This window comes from Marinomonas algicola, from assembly GCF_014805825.1.
Taxonomy (GTDB): Bacteria; Pseudomonadota; Gammaproteobacteria; order Pseudomonadales; family Marinomonadaceae; genus Marinomonas; species Marinomonas algicola.
This window is the reverse complement of sequence record NZ_CP061941.1, coordinates 3,085,490-3,105,173: the sequence shown is the minus strand read 5'-3', so window position 1 is coordinate 3,105,173 and position 19,684 is coordinate 3,085,490. Positions and strand designations below refer to the sequence as shown.

The 19,684-nt window shown below is 40.1% G+C and carries 21 protein-coding genes; 19 read left to right on the top strand and 2 right to left on the bottom strand.

Going from position 1 to position 19,684, the window contains the following annotated elements; translation table 11 throughout:
- The first annotated feature begins 3 nt into the window (after positions 1-3).
- From fliN to IEZ33_RS14155, 19 genes are all read left to right on the top strand, one after another.
- Positions 4-462, top strand: a complete 459-nt coding sequence (gene fliN, locus IEZ33_RS14245; RefSeq protein ID WP_191600693.1) for a flagellar motor switch protein FliN — start codon at positions 4-6, stop codon at positions 460-462.
- Between the two features lie 2 nt (positions 463-464).
- A complete protein-coding gene (gene fliO, locus IEZ33_RS14240) occupies positions 465-884 on the top strand; it encodes a flagellar biosynthetic protein FliO (protein ID WP_240009544.1) in 420 nt (139 codons plus the stop codon).
- Complete coding sequence (gene fliP, locus IEZ33_RS14235; protein ID WP_191600692.1) at positions 877-1,617, top strand: flagellar type III secretion system pore protein FliP; 741 nt, start codon at positions 877-879, stop codon at positions 1,615-1,617. The genes fliO and fliP overlap by 8 nt, the downstream gene beginning before the upstream one ends.
- 2 nt (positions 1,618-1,619) lie before the next feature.
- The gene (fliQ, locus tag IEZ33_RS14230) at positions 1,620-1,889 is read left to right on the top strand and encodes a flagellar biosynthesis protein FliQ (protein WP_191600691.1); all 270 of its coding nucleotides are present in this window, start codon (positions 1,620-1,622) and stop codon (positions 1,887-1,889) included.
- Positions 1,889-2,671: a flagellar biosynthetic protein FliR gene (fliR, locus tag IEZ33_RS14225; protein ID WP_191600690.1), complete on the top strand. Its 783-nt coding sequence runs from the start codon at positions 1,889-1,891 to the stop codon at positions 2,669-2,671. The genes fliQ and fliR overlap by 1 nt, the downstream gene beginning before the upstream one ends.
- On the top strand, positions 2,664-3,803 hold the full coding sequence (gene flhB, locus IEZ33_RS14220) for a flagellar biosynthesis protein FlhB (protein WP_191600689.1): 1,140 nt from the start codon (positions 2,664-2,666) through the stop codon (positions 3,801-3,803). Before fliR ends, flhB begins: the two co-directional genes overlap by 8 nt.
- A 37-nt stretch (positions 3,804-3,840) precedes the next feature.
- Positions 3,841-5,961 carry a flagellar biosynthesis protein FlhA gene (gene flhA / locus IEZ33_RS14215; protein ID WP_240009704.1) on the top strand — a complete coding sequence of 707 codons (2,121 nt, stop codon included), beginning with the start codon at positions 3,841-3,843 and terminating at the stop codon, positions 5,959-5,961.
- A 98-nt stretch (positions 5,962-6,059) separates the two neighbouring features.
- Positions 6,060-7,406 (top strand): flagellar biosynthesis GTPase FlhF, encoded by a 1,347-nt coding sequence (gene flhF / locus IEZ33_RS14210; RefSeq protein WP_191600687.1) that lies wholly within the window; start codon positions 6,060-6,062, stop codon positions 7,404-7,406.
- 98 nt (positions 7,407-7,504) lie between these two features.
- Complete coding sequence (locus tag IEZ33_RS14205) at positions 7,505-8,239, top strand: RNA polymerase sigma factor FliA (RefSeq protein WP_191600686.1); 735 nt, start codon at positions 7,505-7,507, stop codon at positions 8,237-8,239.
- A 56-nt stretch (positions 8,240-8,295) separates the two neighbouring features.
- Entirely contained in the window at positions 8,296-8,676 is a 381-nt protein-coding gene (locus IEZ33_RS14200) for a chemotaxis response regulator CheY (protein WP_206696858.1), read from the top strand.
- Between the two features lie 9 nt (positions 8,677-8,685).
- The gene (locus tag IEZ33_RS14195; RefSeq protein ID WP_191600684.1) at positions 8,686-9,477 is read left to right on the top strand and encodes a protein phosphatase CheZ; all 792 of its coding nucleotides are present in this window, start codon (positions 8,686-8,688) and stop codon (positions 9,475-9,477) included.
- 11 nt (positions 9,478-9,488) lie between these two features.
- Positions 9,489-11,765 (top strand): chemotaxis protein CheA, encoded by a 2,277-nt coding sequence (locus IEZ33_RS14190; RefSeq protein WP_191600683.1) that lies wholly within the window; start codon positions 9,489-9,491, stop codon positions 11,763-11,765.
- A gap of 28 nt (positions 11,766-11,793) precedes the next feature.
- Positions 11,794-12,858, top strand: a complete 1,065-nt coding sequence (locus IEZ33_RS14185) for a protein-glutamate methylesterase/protein-glutamine glutaminase (protein WP_191600682.1) — start codon at positions 11,794-11,796, stop codon at positions 12,856-12,858.
- 2 nt (positions 12,859-12,860) lie between these two features.
- Positions 12,861-13,598, top strand: a complete 738-nt coding sequence (locus IEZ33_RS14180) for a MotA/TolQ/ExbB proton channel family protein (protein WP_191600681.1) — start codon at positions 12,861-12,863, stop codon at positions 13,596-13,598.
- Complete coding sequence (locus IEZ33_RS14175; protein ID WP_191600680.1) at positions 13,591-14,424, top strand: OmpA family protein; 834 nt, start codon at positions 13,591-13,593, stop codon at positions 14,422-14,424. The genes IEZ33_RS14180 and IEZ33_RS14175 overlap by 8 nt, the downstream gene beginning before the upstream one ends.
- A gap of 64 nt (positions 14,425-14,488) precedes the next feature.
- Positions 14,489-15,262 (top strand): ParA family protein, encoded by a 774-nt coding sequence (locus IEZ33_RS14170; RefSeq protein ID WP_191600679.1) that lies wholly within the window; start codon positions 14,489-14,491, stop codon positions 15,260-15,262.
- A gap of 2 nt (positions 15,263-15,264) precedes the next feature.
- On the top strand, positions 15,265-16,524 hold the full coding sequence (locus IEZ33_RS14165) for a chemotaxis protein CheW (RefSeq protein ID WP_240009543.1): 1,260 nt from the start codon (positions 15,265-15,267) through the stop codon (positions 16,522-16,524).
- 30 nt (positions 16,525-16,554) lie between these two features.
- Positions 16,555-17,043, top strand: coding sequence for a chemotaxis protein CheW (locus IEZ33_RS14160; RefSeq protein WP_191600678.1), 489 nt, complete (start codon positions 16,555-16,557; stop codon positions 17,041-17,043).
- 20 nt (positions 17,044-17,063) lie between these two features.
- Positions 17,064-17,474: a DUF2802 domain-containing protein gene (locus IEZ33_RS14155; protein ID WP_191600677.1), complete on the top strand. Its 411-nt coding sequence runs from the start codon at positions 17,064-17,066 to the stop codon at positions 17,472-17,474.
- Here IEZ33_RS14155 and IEZ33_RS14150 read toward each other — a convergent pair.
- Together IEZ33_RS14150 and fliK are read right to left on the bottom strand one after the other, a co-directional pair.
- The gene (locus IEZ33_RS14150) at positions 17,471-17,710 is read right to left on the bottom strand and encodes an EscU/YscU/HrcU family type III secretion system export apparatus switch protein (protein ID WP_191603654.1); all 240 of its coding nucleotides are present in this window, start codon (positions 17,708-17,710) and stop codon (positions 17,471-17,473) included. The genes IEZ33_RS14155 and IEZ33_RS14150 overlap by 4 nt on opposite strands.
- Entirely contained in the window at positions 17,710-19,569 is a 1,860-nt protein-coding gene (fliK, locus tag IEZ33_RS14145) for a flagellar hook-length control protein FliK (RefSeq protein ID WP_191600676.1), read from the bottom strand. The genes IEZ33_RS14150 and fliK overlap by 1 nt, the downstream gene beginning before the upstream one ends.
- Between the last annotated feature and the right edge of the window lie 115 nt (positions 19,570-19,684).

The window sequence follows — 19,684 nt, the reverse complement described above, 5'->3', positions numbered from 1 at the left end:
AGCATGTCAGAAGAATCTCCTGATCAAGAAGGTATGGACGGAGCGTTAGCCGATGAGTGGGCTGAAGCCATGGCCGAAGCCGGTGAAACCGGTGAAGGTGAGGGAATAGAAGATGAATGGGCGGCGGCAATGTCCGAGCAGGATGTTAAGCCTGCCGAGTTTGAAGAACTTGCTTCTGCTGTCCCATCTACTCAAAATTTCGGGTCTGATCTTGATTTAATCATGGATATTCCTGTTACTTTGTCCATGGAGCTTGGTAATACTGAAATCGCTATTCGTAACCTTTTGCAATTAACTCAAGGTTCTGTTGTGGAGCTGGATCGTTTTGCTGGAGAGCCTTTAGATGTTCTGGTTAACGGTACTTTGATTGCTCATGGTGAGGTGGTTGTGGTAAATGATCGTTATGGTATTCGTTTAACGGATGTGGTCAGCCCAAGTGAACGTATTAGAAGATTGAAATAACCTTGCGCCCTTTTTCTTTATTGATAAAATGCTTTGTTGTTAGCTGTAGTTTCTTTTTTGTTCCAGTTGGAGGGGCATCAACGGGTGTTTCAGAAATTGCTGAAGCCTCCTCTCTTTGGCGAATGTTTTTTTCGTTAAGTGTTGTTCTGGTCTTAATCCCTGTGCTGCTCTTTGCTTATAAGAAATTGCAATCTCTACAGCTGGGTACCAGCCGATCTGCAATTAAAATCGTTTCTGTGCAATCTTTAGGGTCTAAAGAAAAATTAGTGATGGTAGAGGTGGAGAACCAAAGGTTGTTGCTGGGTGTGACGGCGAATTCAATTACTAAGATTAAAGAATTTACTGATACAGCAAGTTTTAATGACTTACTGGAAGAGGAGAATGTGCATCAAAACTCTGTGAATGAGAGTGAACATGCTTAAAGGGATTGTAACGGTATTTTTGTCATTGTGGTCAGTATATGGGTTGAGTGAGTCTGGTCTACCGGCCGTTACTGTCGTGACAAATCCCGATGGCTCACAGGATTATAGCGTCTCCTTGCAAATCCTATTTATAATGACGGCGCTGTCTTTATTGCCGTCAGCGTTAATAATGATGTCTTCTTTTACTCGAATCATAATTGTATTGTCTATTCTAAGGCAGGCAATTGGTCTTCAATCAACGCCTTCAAACCAAGTTTTAATAGGCATGGCGTTATTTCTTACGCTTTTTATAATGACCCCTACTTTGGATCGTATTAATGATCAGGCGTTACAACCTTACTTAAATGATCAGCTCGCTTCGCTTGACGCTGTTCAGGCGGCATCTGTCCCCATTAGAGATTTTATGCTGGCTCAAACGCGAGAAGATGATATTGCTCTGTTCGTTAAGCTAGCGGGTAAAGAGGGGCAAATAGAGTCACTCGAAACTCTGCCTTTTACAATACTGATGCCTGCATTTGTGACAAGTGAGCTTAAAACCGCCTTTCAAATAGGCTTTATGATTTTTATCCCTTTTTTGATTGTAGACTTGGTTGTTGCCAGTGTTTTGATGGCAATGGGTATGATGATGCTCTCGCCAGTTATTATTTCTTTACCATTTAAAATAATGTTGTTTGTTATGGTGGACGGTTGGTCTATGATAATGGGTACATTAGCGGCAAGTTTTGGTATTTAACTATGGATCCTCAGGTTGTTTTAGATCTTTATGGTCGCGGCTTTTATCTGATAATTATTTTGGTTACAGCATTGATGGTGCCAGGGTTGGTAGCAGGTCTTGTCGTGAGTGTTTTTCAAGCGGCAACTCAAATTAATGAGCAAACTCTTTCCTTCCTTCCTAAGTTTATTATAACTCTTGGGGTTATTATGTATCTTGGACCATGGATTCTTATGCAGTTAACCGATTTTACTATTCAATTATTTACTGATATTCCAATGATCATTGGGTGATGTTAGAGTTAAATCCAGATCAATTAATTGAGTTAACCTTTAGTTTTTTGTTGCCTTTCTTCCGTATAGGTGCCTTTTTAATGGCGCTTCCTTTGATTGGTTCCAACCTTGTTAGTGTCCCTGTTAGATTAGCTTTCGCTTTTATTTTTTCCGTTATTATCACTCCTGTTATTGCTATGCCTGAATATGAGTCGATTTCTCCAGGAATGATTGTTCTCATTTTTGAGCAATTAATAATAGGGGTTGTTCTTGGGTTTGTTGTTACTGTGTTGTTTCAAATATTTTCATTGGCGGGACAGTTGGCCGCTATGAAAGCGGGTCTTGGTTTTGCCATGTCTAATGACCCAGCTAACGGTATATCAGTCGCAACATTAGGTCAGTATTATCTTTCCATGGCAGGTTTGGCGTTTATTGGTACGAATGGTCATCACGTTATGTTTGAGTACTTAGTAGAGAGCTTTACTTATTGGCCTGTTGGGGCTGGCTTTGCTAGTGAAAAATATTATGATTTGGCTACTTTAGGGGGGTGGCTTTTTGAGAAAGCGCTATTGATGGTTCTGCCTTTAGCGATTGCTGTGCTTATTATGAATTTGTCTTTTGGTATTGTAGCGAAGGCCTCTCCTCAACTGAATATTTTTGCGCTTGGTTTCCCTGTCATAATGTTGTTTTCAATGTTCTTCTTTTGGGTAATGTTAGAAGATTTTTTAGATATTTATAAACTCTTCTTTACTGAAATGACGGATTGGTTGAAGAATGTATGGGGGATTCGATTAAATGGCTGAAAATGAAGACGGTTCTGAAAAAACCGAAAGTGCTACCAGTAAAAAGCTAAGTGATGCGAAAAAGAAAGGTAACTTAGCTCGATCCAAAGACCTTAGCTCCGCAACCTTGCTTATTGTTGCCGCCGTAAGTATTTATGGTACTGGTTCTTTGTTAGTCGATGACTTAATGAGGGTGTTTAGCTTTAATTTTGTTATTGATCGAAAAGATGTTTTTGAAATTAGTCGAATGATATTTCATCTCTATGAATCCCTGTTAGGTGTTGGTAATTCAACCGTCTTTCTTATGGGGGTGCTTGCGGTGGCGGGTATTATTGGTAGTGTTGCCATGGGAGGGTTGAATTTTTCCTGGGAACCAATGATGCCTAAATTAAGCAAAATGAACCCTATCGCTGGTATCAAGCGGATGTTTTCGACTCAATCGTTAGTTGAATTGTTTAAGTCGATTGCTAAGGTTGTCTTGGTAATGGGCGTTGCTTATATCGTTTTGAATTTATATTTAGTTGAAGTGCTTGGGCTGACATTTCAAAGTATTGACCTTGCGCTTGCTCATGGGGTGGATATCTTAATATGGGCATTTATCTTTGTTTCTTTGACGCTTATTTTTATTGCGGCAATTGATGTGCCGTATCAGATCTGGTCGCATGCCGAAAAGTTAAAAATGACCAAACAAGAGGTTAAAGATGAATACAAGCAGCAAGAGGGGGATCCTGAAGTAAAAGGCAAAATTCGCCAAGCGCAAAGACAGGCGGCGATGAGGCGTATGATGTCCGATGTGCCAAAAGCGGATGTTATTATAACTAACCCTACACACTTTTCTGTTGCCTTACAGTATGATGCTAGTGGTGGACAGGCTGCCCCCATTTTACTTGCGAAAGGGCATGATGTTATTGCATTAAAGATCAGGGAAGTAGGAAACTTCTATGAAATCCCTGTGATACAATCGCCAGTCTTGGCTCGAGCCATTTATCATCATACTGAGATAGGTGATGAAATACCTGAAGGGCTATTTAAAACCGTAGCTCAATTATTGGCTTATGTGTATCAACTTAAGCAAGCGAAGAACTTTGCGGCAAGTGATCCTGGCCCATTACCTCCGTTGGATGTTCCTGAAGATCTTAAGTGGGGTGGTTAAAAATGCTATTGATTATAAGGTATTGCTTTAAGTGGAAATAGATAGAAATCAAGTGTTAGGTCGAGTTAGGTCGGTTGTTACAGGGCATTTAGGCGTCCCTTTCTTGTTGTTGTCTTTATTGGCAATGATGATACTGCCTATTCCGGCTTTTTTACTTGATGTGTTATTTACCTTTAATATAGCGTTGGCCATCGTTGTCCTTTTAGTGGCCATTTATTCAATGCGACCACTTGATTTTGCTGTGTTTCCAACCGTTCTATTGGTTTCTACTTTAATGAGGCTTGCTCTTAATGTGGCTTCTACACGTGTGGTTCTGCTGTATGGTCACGAAGGTGGGGATGCGGCGGGTAAGGTGATTGAGGCCTTTGGTGAGGTGGTTATTGGGGGGAATTATGTTGTTGGTTTTGTTGTCTTTGCTATTTTAATGATCATTAATTTTGCTGTGGTAACTAAAGGGGCTGGTCGTATATCTGAGGTAAGTGCTCGTTTTGTTTTGGATGCTATGCCCGGCAAGCAAATGGCAATTGATGCGGACTTGAATGCGGGGATGATAGATCCCGATGAGGCGACTAAACGGCGTAAAGAAATTGCTTCTGAAGCCGAGTTTTATGGCTCTATGGATGGTGCCAGTAAGTTCGTAAAGGGAGATGCGATTGCAGGGCTAATGATATTGGGTATCAATATCATTGGTGGGCTTGCCATTGGTATGTCTCAGCATGGATTGAGCTTCTCAGAAGCGGTTGAGCTTTATTCCTTACTGACAATTGGTGATGGCTTGGTAGCTCAATTACCATCATTGATGCTTTCTACAGCGGCGGCGGTAATGGTGACTCGTGTCAATGAAACGGGTGACATGGGGGATCAGGTCTTTAGTCAGATGTTTGCTTCCTCTAAGGCTTTGTATGTGGCGGCGCTGGTATTGACTATAATGGGGATAGTTCCTGGTATGCCACACTTCTCATTTCTTTCTTTAGCATTGGTTGTTGGTGGTCTGGCTTATTATATAGATTATCGCAAACAAGAGAAAAGCAAACCAAAAACAGGTGTAAAACCCGCTCAATCAAAATCAGGTGAGGCTCCAGCACCGACTGAAGCGACCAAAGATCTTAGCTGGGAAGATGTGGCTCCTGTAGATATGTTAGGCCTTGAAGTGGGTTACAGACTCATTCCTTTAGTAGATAAAACACAAGGAGGTGAACTTTTATCGAGAATTAAAGGCGTGAGAAGAAAGTTGTCGCAAGACTTGGGTTTTTTGGTTCCAAGTGTTCATATTCGAGATAATTTGGATCTTATGCCAAATGCTTATCGAGTTACCTTGATGGGAGTGAGTTTAGCAGAAGCCGAGGTGCATCCAGACAAAGACCTCGCCATTGATCCTGGTCAAGTTTTTGGCAAGTTAGATGGTATTCCAGGAAAGGACCCTTCATTTGGCTTAGATGCTGTATGGATCGACACAAAAAAGAGAGATCAAGCGCAAACTTTTGGGTATACAGTAGTAGACGTAAGTACGGTTGTAGCCACTCATATAAATCAAATAATGCACAAGCATTCATATGAACTAATTGGGCATGATGAGGTGCAACAGCTATTAGGGTTGTTAAAGCAACATAACCCGAAACTAGCAGAAGAGTTGGTTCCAAATACCATACCAGTAAGCGTGCTACTAAAAGTATTGCAAAATTTATTAGTCGAAGGGGTTCCTTTGAGAGATATGCGCACCATTGCTGAATCTATTATGGGTGTCCAACCAAAAACTATGGATCCTATGATTCTTACCTCAGCTGTTAGAATGTCCTTATCTAGGTTGATTATTCAGACGCTTGCTGATGGTGTGGATGAAGTGCCAGTGTTAACGTTAGAGCCTCAATTGGAAAAAATGTTAATGCAAACCGTTCAGCAAAGTCAGCAGGCAGGTGTTAAGAATGAAGAGGCTTTGATTCTTGAACCGTCTATGGCAGAGCAATTGCAAACATCGCTTCGACAATCTGCTGAACAGCAAGAGGCCATGGGTAATACGCCAATATTAATAGTGTCAGCGCCTATTAGGCCTATGCTGGCTCGGTTTATGCGCTATGGGTCGATTGGGATGGCTGTTCTATCTTATCAAGAGGTGCCTGATCATAAGAGAATTACCGTTGTTGGTGTAATTGGTCAATAAAATCCCCCAATTGAAGTAATTATCCATCTATATTTATCTAATTCTTTCGGGTAAGCTATGGATTTGTAAGCAAAATAACCCAAAGGAATTGATATTTCATGCAAATAAGGCGGTTCCGAGCACCTGATATGCGCCAAGCAATACGGAAAGTCCGTGATGCTGTTGGCCCAGATGCTGTTATTTTGTCTAATCAGCGACTTCCTAGTGGGGAGATTGAAATTGTTGCTGCCTTAGATTACGACGGTAGTTTGCCTACAAGTTTGTCCGCCGCTCCAGAAGATAGCCGTCATAAAAATACTCAAAGACCTTCTTATAAAGACGCTGAATTGCCTAGAAAAAAACCTCTTCACGAAGATGAAGCGAGCTTAACTTACAAGCAAAGAATCGAAAGTGCTAGACAAAGGTCTAATGACGAGACTACTTTTATAGATAAAGAAATTAGGCTTTCCCCTATTGAGTCTGGTAATGATGAGCCAAAAATTGAAGAGTCGTTATCTATTACAAACTCTGTTAAAGAACAGCAATTTAAGGAAATGGAGCAAGAATTAAGAGAAGTCAAAGCTCTATTGCAAAACCAAAAAAATATTCAAACTCAACAGGGCCAGCTGGATCAACAGAGAAAACTAGACGTTAAAGAAGCCGTGAATCCTGAGTTGTTGAAAGTTCGAGACAAATTAAAGGGATTAGGTATTTCTGAGAATGTTATCTCAAGATTGCTAGATGATATTGATTTGCTTGGTAGGGAAGATGACTGGAATAGAGTTCTTGCTCACTTAGCCGACCATATACCAACTAGGGTTAAGACCAGTGAGTTACTGGGGTGTATTGCTTTTATGGGGCCCACAGGTGTTGGTAAAACAACCACTATCGGTAAAATAGCGGCTCAGCATGTTTTAAAGTATGGTAATAGTAGTGTGGTGCTTGTTACTACAGACACTTATAGAATTGCCGCGCACGAGCAGTTAAGGACATTCGGACGTATCCTTGGGGTCCCCGTTGTTGTTGTAAATGAATATTCAGACTTAAATGATGTATTAGATAAGTATGCTGATTACTCATTGGTGTTGGTTGATACGGCCGGTATGAATCCTAGAGATCGGAATCTTGAAAGGCAGTTGCTCATGATTAATCGTGCAAGGCCCAACTTGAAAAAATTATTAGTTCTGCCCTGTACAAGTCAAAGGCAGGTGCTGAAAACGGTTGTAGACGTATATTCAAAAGTCAGGCTTGATGGTTGTGTTTTAAGTAAATTAGATGAATCGGCTTCACTTGGTGAAGCAATTAGTGTAATTGTTGAAGAGAACCTTCCAGTAGTGTATGTTGCTGATGGACAAAGAATTCCTGATGATATTCAGCCGGCTAGGTCTCATAACTTGGTGAGTCGAGCTGTCTATGTGGCTGAGCAATATAGTCATCTTTATAGTTCTCTTAAATACGGTAGTTAGTAATTTTATGTTACTTTTTTACTTTGTTGATCGTCTATGTAGTAATGTCTAGATGATGTTTTTAACTTAAAAATTATTGGGTTGTTTTTTTATTGTTTATGCAGACTAAGATCGGCTACGACGCCTACTCAAAAAATGCACCTCTGTCTGTTGACGTTATTGTCAATCAGTATGGCTTCTTAGTGAAAAAAATTGCTTATCATCTCTTAGCGAGAATGCCTAGTAGTGTTGAGGTTGATGATTTAATCCAGGCTGGCATGATGGGACTGCTGGAAGCTCATAAGCGTTTTGAATCGAATAAAGGCGCTAGCTTTGAAACGTATGCAGGAATACGCATTCGTGGTTTTATTATGGATGAAGTGAGAAAAAGTGATTGGGCTCCCAGGTCAGTAAGACGAAATGGTCGAGCTGTCGCAAGTGCGATTAACGAGCTCGAATCTTCCTTAGGCCGTGAAGCGACGAATTTAGAGGTGGCTTCATCTATGGGAATTGAGCTTGATGAATATCATGATATATTACAATCATCCATGTCGAGCCAATTGTTTAGTTTTGAGGAGTTGCTTGATTCCGATAGTTTGAATTTTGATAGTGTTTCAGATAATGCGTCTAGCCCCTTCGAAAGTGTTGAAAGTGAAGATTTTCAAGACTCTTTAATTAAGGCAATAGATTCTTTGCCTGAGAGAGAAAAACTAGTATTGTCTTTGTACTATAATGAAGAAATGAATTTAAAAGAAATTGGTGCAGTTTTAGGTGTAAGTGAATCTCGAGTAAGTCAGATTCATAGCCAAGCGGCTATGAGATTGAAGGTCAAATTAATTGATTGGCGAGAATAAAATTTTGAGTTTTGAAATACTACCTTTGGGTTGTGGAGGTCGCATTGGATAAAAATATGAAAATTCTAATTGTTGATGATTTTTCAACAATGAGAAGGATAATTAAAAATCTTCTCCGAGATTTAGGTTTTACTAATACGGTAGAAGCTGATGATGGAACAACGGCGCTGCCAATATTGCAAGCAGGGTCGATTGATTTTCTGGTAACTGATTGGAATATGCCTGGAATGACAGGGATAGAGTTGCTGAGAGCTGTTCGCGCTGATGATAAACTTAAAACAATCCCTGTTTTAATGGTTACAGCAGAGGCGAAACGAGATCAAATTATTTCAGCTGCACAAGCGGGAGTGAATGGTTATGTCGTTAAACCTTTTACCGCTGTTGCGTTGAAAGAGAAAATTGAAAAGATTTTCGAACGTATCGACGCTGGGAAATAGGGGTATCTAATGTCAGATAAATCCAGTTCTAGTTTGGATGATTTTGAATCTATATTAAAAAATGGCGCTGTCGATTTGCTAAATAGCATTGAGGTAGGCAATTTTTCTAGTGCTATTCAAATAATACAAGAGTTAAGTGAAGCAAGGCATAAGAGCTTTTATAACGAAGTTGGTAATTTAACTCGTAGCTTACATAATGCGATTAAAGACTTTAAAGTCGACTCTGTAGAAATTGAACTAACAGACACTGATGAATCTGATAATGGCTCTAAAATTACGGATGCATCTGATCGATTAAATTACGTCGTTGAGATGACAAGTAATGCGGCTAATAAAACCATGGATATGGTTGATAGTAGCGTACCTGTCGCTAGTGAACTTCAAAAACAGGCAAAAGAGTTACGCAAGGACTGGGGGCGATTAATTCAAAGGGATCTTTCTCCTGAAGAATTTCGTCAGCTTTATAAAAGAATTGATGTGTTTCTATCGTATGCAGATGATAGTGCGACAATCTTGCATACAAATCTTAATACAATATTACTCGAGCAAGGTTATCAAGATTTAACGGGGCAAGTAATTACTAAAGTAAATGACTTGATTCGTGATGTCGAAGAGAAACTGGTTCACTTAGTCGCTGTAGCGGGTCGAGTTGATAGCATTTCGGGAATTGAACACGAATTAACCCTTGCAGAAGAGGATGATACTCGTGGTCACGGTCCAGCCATCAAAAACGATAACAATCCAGAAGTATTGAATAGTCAAGACGAAGTAGATGACTTGTTATCTAGTCTTGGTTTTTAAAGGAGCTGAGGATGAGTTTCGAAGTCGATGAAGAAATTCTTCAAGATTTTTTAGTTGAAGCTGGGGAAATCCTAGAACAGCTTTCTGAGCAATTAGTAGATCTAGAGCAAAATCCAGAAGATAAAGCATTGCTAAATGCTATATTTCGAGGCTTTCATACTGTCAAAGGTGGTGCTGGTTTTTTACAGCTGACTCCTTTGGTCGACTGTTGTCATTATGCAGAGAATGTGTTTGATATTCTCCGTAATGGTCAGCGAAAAGTCACATCTGAATTGATGGATGTGGTGCTTCAAGCTTTGGATGCTGTTAATGAAATGTTTGATGCTGTTCGATCTGGTCTAGAGCCGGAAAAAGCAGACCCAGCCATTATAACCGCACTAAGTCGATATGCGTCTCCTCCTACGGATGACGAACTTGAAGACGCTTCTGACGATGATTCTTCTGATGATGAGTTTGAAGAAGATGAGGGTGACTCAGAAGAAGATGAAGAAACCGAGCAAAACGAATCTGTTGACATAACAGATGATGAGTTTGAATCCTTACTAAGTGCTCTTGATTCAGATCCTGCTTCTAGTCCTGATGATGAGACTAGTGCGGGTTCATCAGATGAAATAACAGAAGATGAATTTGAGTCTTTACTTGATCAACTGCACGGCGCTGTAGGAGAAAGTAAAAAAGATACTTCTGATATTGAAGACGATGTTGCTCCTGAGGCGGCCTCATCCGATGACATTACTGAGGAAGAATTCGAACAATTGCTTGATACACTTCATGGCAGTGCTCAATCCAACGATGAAGAGTCTTCATCTTCTGACGTATCATCAAATGATACGGATGCGGGTGCTGATACAGCGGGGCAATCGAACTTAATTACTGACGATGAATTTGAAAACTTACTTGACTCATTGCATGGTAAGGGTAAAGGTCCAATTGAAGCTGAAACTGAAGAGCCGAAAGTAAATAAGACGGATGCTGAACCTAAATCAGAGCCTGCTAAGCCGAAAGCAAAAGCAAAAGCTAAACCAAAAGCATCGGTTAAACCAGTAGTTAAAGCTAATGTTGAGCCTGAAGAAGTCGCTCCGGCTAAAGAAAAAGGCAATGCCCCTTCTCCTGTTGTACAAGAAACGACTGTTCGTGTCGATACGAAGCGTCTTGATGACATTATGAATATGGTGGGTGAGCTTGTTTTAGTTCGAAACAGACTGGTTCGTTTAGGTTTACAGAGTGACGATGAGTCGATGGGTAAAGCTGTTTCCAATTTGGATGTAGTAACCGGCGATTTACAAAATGCCGTCATGAAAACCAGGATGCAACCGATCAAAAAAGTTTTCGGCCGATTCCCACGCGTGGTTCGTGACCTAGCAAGAAACATGAAAAAAGAAGTGAATCTTGAGCTTCGAGGTGAAGAAACCGATTTAGATAAGAACCTCGTTGAGGCGCTTGCGGATCCACTAGTGCATTTGGTGAGGAACTCTGTTGACCACGGTGTAGAAGCTCCTGATGTACGTGAGGCAAATGGCAAGCCTAGAATGGGTCACGTTATCCTCGCTGCAGAGCAGGAAGGCGACCATATACTGTTATCTATTGAAGATGACGGTGCAGGTATGGACCCCGATAAGCTAAGATTGAAAGCTGTTGAAAAAGGTCTAATGGATTCTGATGCGGCGGAACGCTTGTCAGATAATGAAGCTTTTAATTTGATTTTTGCACCTGGTTTCTCGACAAAAGTTGAAATTACTGATGTTTCAGGTCGAGGCGTTGGGATGGATGTTGTGAAAACAAAAATCTCACAGCTCAATGGTACTTTAGATATTAAATCAGTCTTAGGTAAAGGTTCGCGTTTTAGTATCAAGGTTCCTTTAACGCTTGCGATAATGCCAACATTGATGGTTATGCTTGACGATCAAGCTTTTGCTTTTCCTCTTGTGAGTGTAAATGAAATTTTTCATCTTAACCTGAAGAAAACCAACGTCGTTAATGGGCAGCAGGTCGTTGTCATTAGAGGGAAAACTTTGCCTATATTCCATCTGAAAAAATGGTTGGTTAAAGGTAAAGCGGATGAAAATGCACCAGAAGAAGCTCATGTAGTTGTTGTGCAAGTCGGCATAAATGAAGTAGGTTTTGTCGTTGATCAACTGGTTGGTCAGGAAGAAGTTGTTATTAAACCTCTTGGAAAAATGCTTCAAGGTACCGCTGGAATGGCGGGCGCAACAATAACAGGTGATGGAAGAATTGCATTAATTCTAGACGTTCCTAGTATGTTAAAAAATTATGCTTCAACGCACTAAATAGTCAAAAGGTTTTAGGAGTGGCTATATGCCAGTAAAAGTACTTGTTGTTGATGATTCTGGTTTTTTTAGAAGACGATTGGTTGAAATTTTTGAAGCAGACCCTCGCCTTAAAGTAATCGGAACAGCAACAAATGGGCAAGAGGCTGTCGATAAGGTTCAGTCTCTTAAGCCTGATGTTGTGACAATGGATTATGAAATGCCAGTCCTTGACGGTATTGCGGCCGTTGCCAATATCATGAAATTACGCCCGACTCCTGTCTTGATGTTTTCTTCGCTGACTCATGAAGGGGCAAGAGTGACTCTTGATGCATTGGAGGCAGGCGCAGTTGATTTCATGCCTAAAAACTTTGAAGATATCTCGCGCGATTCAAAGGTTGTTAAGCATGCCCTAGTTGAACGTGTCTTAACGGTTTCAAGAACAACCGTTATGTTAGGTGAAAAGCCTGTTTATAAAGCGGCGCCTAAAAAAGTTTCCGCTCCGATTGTTACGGAAAGGGGTGTCATTATACCTCGGTCTCGTAAAAAAGTTGGCTTAATTGCCATCGGTACATCGACTGGAGGGCCAATGGCATTGCAAAACGTTTTAACGAAATTACCTCATGATATTGCTGTTCCTATTGTGGTTGTTCAACATATGCCAGCCGCTTTTACGGGGGCATTTGCGGATCGTTTGAATCAAATTTGTCAGATTACGGTTAGAGAAGCGCACGATGGCGACAAGCTTCTACCTGGTGTTGCCCTTATCGCGCCCGGAGGAAAGCAAATGATGATTGATTCTCGTAATGGTGGTTGTGTGCGCATTTTAGATGGAGATGAAAGGTTAAACTATAAACCTTCTGTTGATGTTACTTTCGGTTCTGCCTCTAAATGTTACCCAGGGAAAGTATTGTCAATTGTTATGACGGGTATGGGGATGGATGGCAGAGAAGGTGCCAGGATGTTAAAAAACTCTGGTTCTAAAGTCTGGTCTCAGAGTGAATCAACCTGTGTTATCTATGGCATGCCCATGGCTATTGAAAAAGCAAACTTATCGGATGATGTGATTGATTTAGACGATATAGGCCATCGAATTGTTAAAGAGGTTAGTTAACGTTGGATCTTCTAACCTTAGCTGGACTTATAATTGCGTTTACGTCAGTTTTTTTGGCGAATTGGCTAGGTGGAGGGGAGCTTGTTTTACTTCTGAACCTGCCATCAGCTATCATTGTTGTTATAGGTAGCATTGGTGCTGCCTTAATTCAAAGTACCTTATCTAACTCATTGCGTTCTCTTGCAATGTTCAAATGGACTTTATTTCCTCCTCGTTACAATTTATCGAATGCACGGCAATCTATATTCCTGCTTGCTGTAAAAGCACGTAAAACGTCTCTTGTTTCACTTGATAATGACGTCAGTAATTTGAATAGTGCGCTTGCTATCAGAGCGCTTCAAATGGCTGTTGATGGTACTGATGCGGACGAATTAACTGAGCGAATGCATGATGAAGCAATTCGTTTGCGAGAAAAAAGAGAATCTGCAATTGAATTTATGGAGTCTATTGGTGGTTATGCACCTACTCTTGGTATTATGGGATCCGTTCTTGGTTTAATTCAAGCGATGGCAAATTTAAACAGCCCCGAAGCTTTGGGTCATGGCATTGCTGTTGCTTTTGTTTCAACGTTATACGGTCAAGGTTTTGCTAATTTAGTTATTTTCCCATTAGCTAAGAAGGTGGCGTTTTATGCCGATCAAGAATTGTTATACAACCAATTGTTAATAGATGGTATTCACGGAATAGCGCTTGGTAAGCATCCGCAGAGGCTAGATGTTGAGCTTAGTGGCTATGAGTGAAACAGATGAATTAACCAGAAAGGCAAGAGTGAAAAGACCTTCTTTTAAATCAAAAAAAAGAGGGTTATCAAAGGATCGTTGGATTCTCTCTTATGCGGATTTTATCACCTTACTCTTTGCTTTTTTTGTTGCTTTATATTCTATATCTATACAGAACGCAGGTGATGATAAATTAATAAGTGAGACGCTAGAGGGCATTTTTGATGCTGTTCAGAAATCAATAAAGCCAATATCAATTGGTGACCCAACGACAAATGACCCTCAATCTGAGTCAATGTTTGAGGTCGATCCAGCGGAGTCTGAGGACGCCGAGTTACCTGGAGTGAATGCTCCAGAGTCTTCTTCGATATTGTTTAACCAGCTTAGTCAATTGATTGCGAATCAATTGGATGAGTACTCGTCAGCAGGTTTAATTAGTTTATCAGAAGATAAAAATTGGATTAATCTTGATTTAAGATCTGGCTTACTATTTGATACAGGTCAATATGAGTTGACTAATGATGCGGTTGCAATATTGATCTCTTTGACTGAATTTTTGAAACAGTTTAAATACCCCATTATTGTTGAAGGTCATACAGATGATCTAGCTATAAACTCGTCACAGTACACAACAAATTGGCATCTTTCTTCAGAAAGAGCCTCTTCAGTTGTTGATGAAATGGTTTTTAGAGGTATTCCACCGGAGTACATTGCACCTATCGGTTTTTCGAGCTTTAAACCACAGGTAAGAAATACTAATGAATTTGCCAGAGAGCAGAACCGGCGTGTAACATTAAAAATAAGCAAAACGGATAATGTTGGTGTGTATGATCTCTTGTTTAAATAGCTTATTGCTGTTTATGATAATAGAATTATGCCAGAAAAAAACAGTAATAATTTAGGGGTCAATTGTGCACATTTGGGCTGTAGCGAATCAAAAAGGAGGTGTTGGCAAAACAACGACTGTGGTGTCTCTTGCCGGCCTGCTCGCGGATGAGGGGCATAGGGTGCTCATGGTTGATTTAGACCCTCATGGATCTTTAACGAGTTATTTTCGATTTGATCCGGATTCTATAGAACACAGTGTGTATGACTTATTCCAAGTTCAAGGTAAAATTACGCAGGAGCTTCCTAAAAAGTTGGTATTAGACACCGGTCATCCTAACTTATCTTTACTGCCATCTTCTACTGCTCTAGCTACATTGGAGCGTCATGCTCAGGCCCAAGGTGGAATGGGGTTAGTTATTTCTAAAACGCTTGCCATTTTATGGGATGATTATGATTATGTATTGATCGATAGTCCACCGGTATTAGGTGTCTTGATGATTAATGCATTAGCGGCTTGTCAGCAACTGGTGATACCTGTTCAGACGGAGTTTTTAGCCATTAAAGGTTTGGAACGGATGGTTAGAACATTGACCATGATAAATCGAGCAAGAAAAAAACCCGTGCCTTATATTATTGTACCCACTCTTTTTGATCGACGAACTCAAGCTTCTAATAAGAGTTTAAGAAGTCTTAAAGATACTTATGACGACCTTGTTTGGCATTCTGTAATACCAATTGATACTAAGTTACGAGATGCCAGTACAGCTGGTATTGCACCTTCGGCCTTAGATAGCAGTGCTAGGGGAATAAAGGCTTACGCCAGTCTAATTAGTACGTTGAAAGACCCTGTGAATTGATCATGAAAGAATTTAAGCCAACAGAAGAAGATGAGTTAATTGGACCACAGCTTGCCGTTCAGAGATATTTGGATGAGTTGCTTCAAGAAGCCACAATTTCTCATTTAAATGAGTTAGCTAATGAAGATGACACCAACCCAACGGAAGAGGAAAATGCAGAGAGTGCTTTAGAAAGTGTTTCTCTAGATACCTCTTCAAGTCTGACTGACTCGACAGAGGTCGATGACGGCGCGGATGAAAGTGCTTTCTCTACTTCCAATGAGCGTCTCTCTCTTGATTATGAAAAAGACGGCGTTGAGGAAACTGAAGTAGAAGTTGATCTTTCTTCTGCGGAGCCCTTTAGCGAGATGGCTGCTGTTGAGGAAGAGTCTTGGGATGAGAACGATTTTGATAATTTAGATGCTGCCTTTGCTGATTTCGAAGCCGCTGTACAAGATGCAAGTATGCATCAGGTTGTAGACAAGGCTGAGGACTCTCTTTCTGTGCATGAAGAGGCCGTGAAAGAGGACGATGAGGGCACAAAAGTTGACTATGATGAGGTTGTTTTAGAAAGTGCTGGTAAGGAGTCCGATAATCACCCTGACGGTTTGAGTCTTGAGTCAGAAGAAAAAAAGTCCGTTGCTGAAACCGCTGATTTCGAATTTGATGGCTCTTCACGAATAGAAGACGTTTCTCTGCCATCTCCAGTGCAACCGAAACGATTAAGACCTACAATTAAGTCAGATTTGAATGACCTTATTGATGCCGATAATCAGGTTGAAGATACGGCTCCAGTCTTATCCAAAACAGACCCTTTGCCATGGGCTAAAAGTCGATTTGAATGCCTTCTTTTTAAAGTTGGTGGCTTGAAAATGGCCGTTCCGTTAGTAGAGCTTGGAGGTATTCAAAAGGCTGACAAATCAAATCTTACACCACTTTTTGGACAACCAAAATGGTTTTTGGGTGTGGCAACTGTACACGATAAGCATATTAGAACAGTAGATACCGCTTTATGGGTAATGCCAAATCACTATCAAGGTGATCTTAAAGAAAACTTTAAATTTGTAATACAGCTTGATCGATCTGATTGGGGTCTTGCTTGTGAGGTCGTAGCGGAAGCGATAACGCTAGAGCCTTCAGCCGTTAAATGGCGCTCTGACAGGAGTAAAAGACCCTGGTTAGCTGGAACGGTAATTGAACATATGTGCGCTATTCTTGATATTCAAGGTTTTATTGAACTATTAAATGACCCAAAAAACGGTTTTAAAGCCCATTTAAAATAACATCTTTTTAATGATGTTGGAGGTTTAGTTATGTCTTTAACAACGAGTAAAGCAGTTCAATCGAATGAAGACCCGATTCTACAATGGGTGACTTTTCGTTTGGAAAATGAGATATACGGTATTAATGTAATGCAGGTTAAAGAGGTGTTACGTTATTCAGAAATTGCTCCCGTACCTGGTGCCCCATCTTACGTCCTCGGTATTATTAATCTTAGAGGGAGTGTTGTCACTGTTATTGACACGTGTCAACGTTTTTCTTTGCCTACAGGGGAAATTACAGACTCGACTCGTATTATGATTCTTGAAGTTGAAGGTCATGTTATAGGAATATTAGTTGATGCGGTATCAGAAGTTGTGTACCTACGCCAATCCGAAATTGAGCCTTCACCTAATGTAGGGAATGACGAATCTTCAAGATTTATTCAAGGCGTATGTCATAAAAACGATACGCTTCTTATTCTGGTGGATTTGGATAAACTGTTATCAGAAGAAGAGTGGCAAGAAGTTTCTTCAATGTAGGTTAAGGTTGTAATTGCTTCATGGAATCTCAATGGTTATTTAACCTTATTTTGGTTGTGCAGTTTCTTATTCTGATAGGAGTGAGTTTTTGGGTTTATTCCTTATCAAAGAGGTTGAAACGTCTAACGAATACGCAACTTGATGCGGATCAAAATCAAAAAAAACAAATTCAAGTGTTAGCTTCTGGCTCAATCGGTATGGGTAGACGATTAGTCGCTATTGAGAAAAAATTAAATATTGCCGTAGAAAGGCAGTCAGAAATTTTATCAAAAGAAGGTAATGTTTCCTACAATAGAGCAATGGAACTGCTAGCATTAGGTGCAACAGTAGATGATTTAGTATCAAAATGTGGTTTGATTCGAGCTGAAGCGGAGCTGATTAGTCTGTTGCATAAAGAGTCTCGTCGGCCATCAGATCAAAGGTTTACTTAACTTTTAAGTTGATGGGCGAACGCGATAATTTCCGCTACAGCAAGGTAGAGAGTCTCAGGTATTTCATCTCCGAGTTCTAGTGTACTGAGCATTTCAACCAGTTCTGGACTTTTGTGTAACAGTACACCATTTTCTTTCGCTACTTCCATAATCCGCTGCGCCATAAATCCAGTGCCTTTGGCAGTAAGTTTCGGCGCATTTTGGAAGTCGTATTGTAGAGCAACCGCTTTTTTCATCATGTTCTCACATCAATTAATCTTTTTGTTATGATTTGCTTTGGCTCACTGTCTAATGGAGCACAAAAGCAATCGATCCTCTCAACCTCGATGTCTTTAGTTTTTAAATTTGCTTTTACTTGACTTAATTGAGAGCGAATTTTGAGTTCGGTGTGTTTGTTTTCGGCTACAAAAATGAGATCGGCTTTATTATCCTTAATGCTTAAACGCGCTTCAATTTTACCTGTCTCAGGAAAATCAAACTTTAACTTTACAAGCCAACGTCTTTTCTCCTGGTCATGATTTTCAATTTCGCTTGCATCCTTATCGATTTCAAATTGAACATAAGAGCTGCTGTTTCCATGTTTGATCGGTAGTTCCATGTGTAATGGAAAGAGTTGGCTTTCAGTTCGCACTGTTTCAACTAAATGCTTTAATTGATTTGTGGTGATTCTTTCAATGGCATTTTCTACTAGGTCAAATTGAGAGGGAAGTTTAGTGCTACTCATTTCAGATATGGCGGCTTGGAGCTTTAAAAAATTTAGTTTTATGTCTTTTTCAATTGAAGGGGTTTCTTTCGCTAAATTACTTTCTAAAAATAAACCACTTTGCTGGAAAGTTTGTTTTAAAGACTCAGGATGAGTAACTAACGTCGTCAAATTTGGGATGCTTGAAATTAATTTTGTTAAGGTTTGTTGAAGCTTTTCGCTGCCAAGCTGACTTGATTGTGAGAGGGTATCCAACTGTTTTATCAGTTGATTGATTTCTTGTAGGTTAAGCTGTTTTGGTAAGCTTACCTTTAAGCCGTCCTCCACTGGTGTATTAATAGACGGTAGAGTTTCTTTTGGAAGGAGTTGAACCTGTCCTTTTGTATCAACCATTACCGCCATTTTTGATCCGATTTCTGGTCTATGCAATGTTTTGATGGTAAAAGTTTCTTCACCGTCACTCACTTCTACTAAAAAGCTGGGTATCTGGGTGGGTGTTTTTACAGAGTGATTGGCTGTTTGCTGGCTCTGAATCATTTTTGTTTGATCTTGAGTATATTGGCTACTTTGTACTGATGGATTAGGGGGGGTTGTATTGGGCGACTGTGTTGTCGTTGTATTTGGTCTTGTCTTTACCTCCGCAAGGGGCATAGAAGTATTATGAACAGAGCTTGTAGTAGTTTGAGAAATGGATAAAACGGTTAAAGGGATTGTCTTTGATAGGATGTTAACAGGTAGCTTAATGTCTGAAATCGTTAATTGAGCATTCGCTGTATTATTGAGTGAACTCACTGAGAGAGTGTTAACCTTGTTGGGTTTTGATTGAGTTAAGTCCACAGTCGATGAGGTGAGAATCGTAGGTGTTGCATCCTTTGTTATGTTGGATGTTGTGTTGACTAAACCGTGCTTTTGAATTGAGCTATTTTGAGTCGTTGCACTTTGATTCTGATGATTGTTTTGAATTAGGTTCTTGCTGGCTTCTGTTGTTAACATTTTCTGAACTGTCTGCTCAGATGAATGTGTATGCTTGTTTGGTGATGTGGGTACTGGTGTACGGTTATTTTGATTTATCAGAGAGATGATAGCTCGATCACCATTTTTCTGAACGTGTAGTTGAAGCGTGTCTCCATTTTGCAGATCTAACTTATTTTGGGTGTTGATTAGATTAAAGTTTTGATGTGCTTTTGTACTAACCTCAATAATTTGCGCTGGCTTTTGTTGGAAGGTGACATCTTTTGCACTGTTTACTTTAATAAGTTCCAAGCTTTCTATTAATTTAAGCTCACTTGAAAGCTTAGCAAGGGTGCCAGTAAGTTCTTTTGTTGGTTGTCCCTTGAGGCTATTGATTGCCTGAGAAGACGATGAATTCAGTTTACTAATATCAAACATCATTAAATTGACCTAGTTAAGGCACTCGTTTGTCGTTATTTTTTCATCTTTCTTTTATAATAGCGGCAGTTTCATTTAAACGAAAATACGTTACTACCTTGTTGTCGGCAAGAAAAGG

Excerpts from the sequence above, each read along its gene's own strand:
- flhF (WP_191600687.1), top strand. The coding sequence starts at position 6,060 with ATGCAAATAAGGCGGTTCCGAGCACCTGATATGCGCCAAGCAATACGG.
- IEZ33_RS14150 (WP_191603654.1), bottom strand. The coding sequence starts at position 17,710 with ATGAAAAAAGCGGTTGCTCTACAATACGACTTCCAAAATGCGCCGAAA.
- flhB (WP_191600689.1), top strand. The coding sequence starts at position 2,664 with ATGGCTGAAAATGAAGACGGTTCTGAAAAAACCGAAAGTGCTACCAGT.
- IEZ33_RS14185 (WP_191600682.1), top strand. The coding sequence starts at position 11,794 with ATGCCAGTAAAAGTACTTGTTGTTGATGATTCTGGTTTTTTTAGAAGA.
- IEZ33_RS14160 (WP_191600678.1), top strand. The coding sequence starts at position 16,555 with ATGTCTTTAACAACGAGTAAAGCAGTTCAATCGAATGAAGACCCGATT.
- fliQ (WP_191600691.1), top strand. The coding sequence starts at position 1,620 with ATGGATCCTCAGGTTGTTTTAGATCTTTATGGTCGCGGCTTTTATCTG.
- fliK (WP_191600676.1), bottom strand. The coding sequence starts at position 19,569 with ATGATGTTTGATATTAGTAAACTGAATTCATCGTCTTCTCAGGCAATC.
- IEZ33_RS14175 (WP_191600680.1), top strand. The coding sequence starts at position 13,591 with ATGAGTGAAACAGATGAATTAACCAGAAAGGCAAGAGTGAAAAGACCT.
- IEZ33_RS14155 (WP_191600677.1), top strand. The coding sequence starts at position 17,064 with ATGGAATCTCAATGGTTATTTAACCTTATTTTGGTTGTGCAGTTTCTT.
- fliN (WP_191600693.1), top strand. The coding sequence starts at position 4 with ATGTCAGAAGAATCTCCTGATCAAGAAGGTATGGACGGAGCGTTAGCC.
- IEZ33_RS14190 (WP_191600683.1), top strand. The coding sequence starts at position 9,489 with ATGAGTTTCGAAGTCGATGAAGAAATTCTTCAAGATTTTTTAGTTGAA.
- fliP (WP_191600692.1), top strand. The coding sequence starts at position 877 with ATGCTTAAAGGGATTGTAACGGTATTTTTGTCATTGTGGTCAGTATAT.
- IEZ33_RS14200 (WP_206696858.1), top strand. The coding sequence starts at position 8,296 with ATGAAAATTCTAATTGTTGATGATTTTTCAACAATGAGAAGGATAATT.
- IEZ33_RS14205 (WP_191600686.1), top strand. The coding sequence starts at position 7,505 with ATGCAGACTAAGATCGGCTACGACGCCTACTCAAAAAATGCACCTCTG.
- fliR (WP_191600690.1), top strand. The coding sequence starts at position 1,889 with ATGTTAGAGTTAAATCCAGATCAATTAATTGAGTTAACCTTTAGTTTT.
- IEZ33_RS14165 (WP_240009543.1), top strand. The coding sequence starts at position 15,265 with ATGAAAGAATTTAAGCCAACAGAAGAAGATGAGTTAATTGGACCACAG.
- IEZ33_RS14195 (WP_191600684.1), top strand. The coding sequence starts at position 8,686 with ATGTCAGATAAATCCAGTTCTAGTTTGGATGATTTTGAATCTATATTA.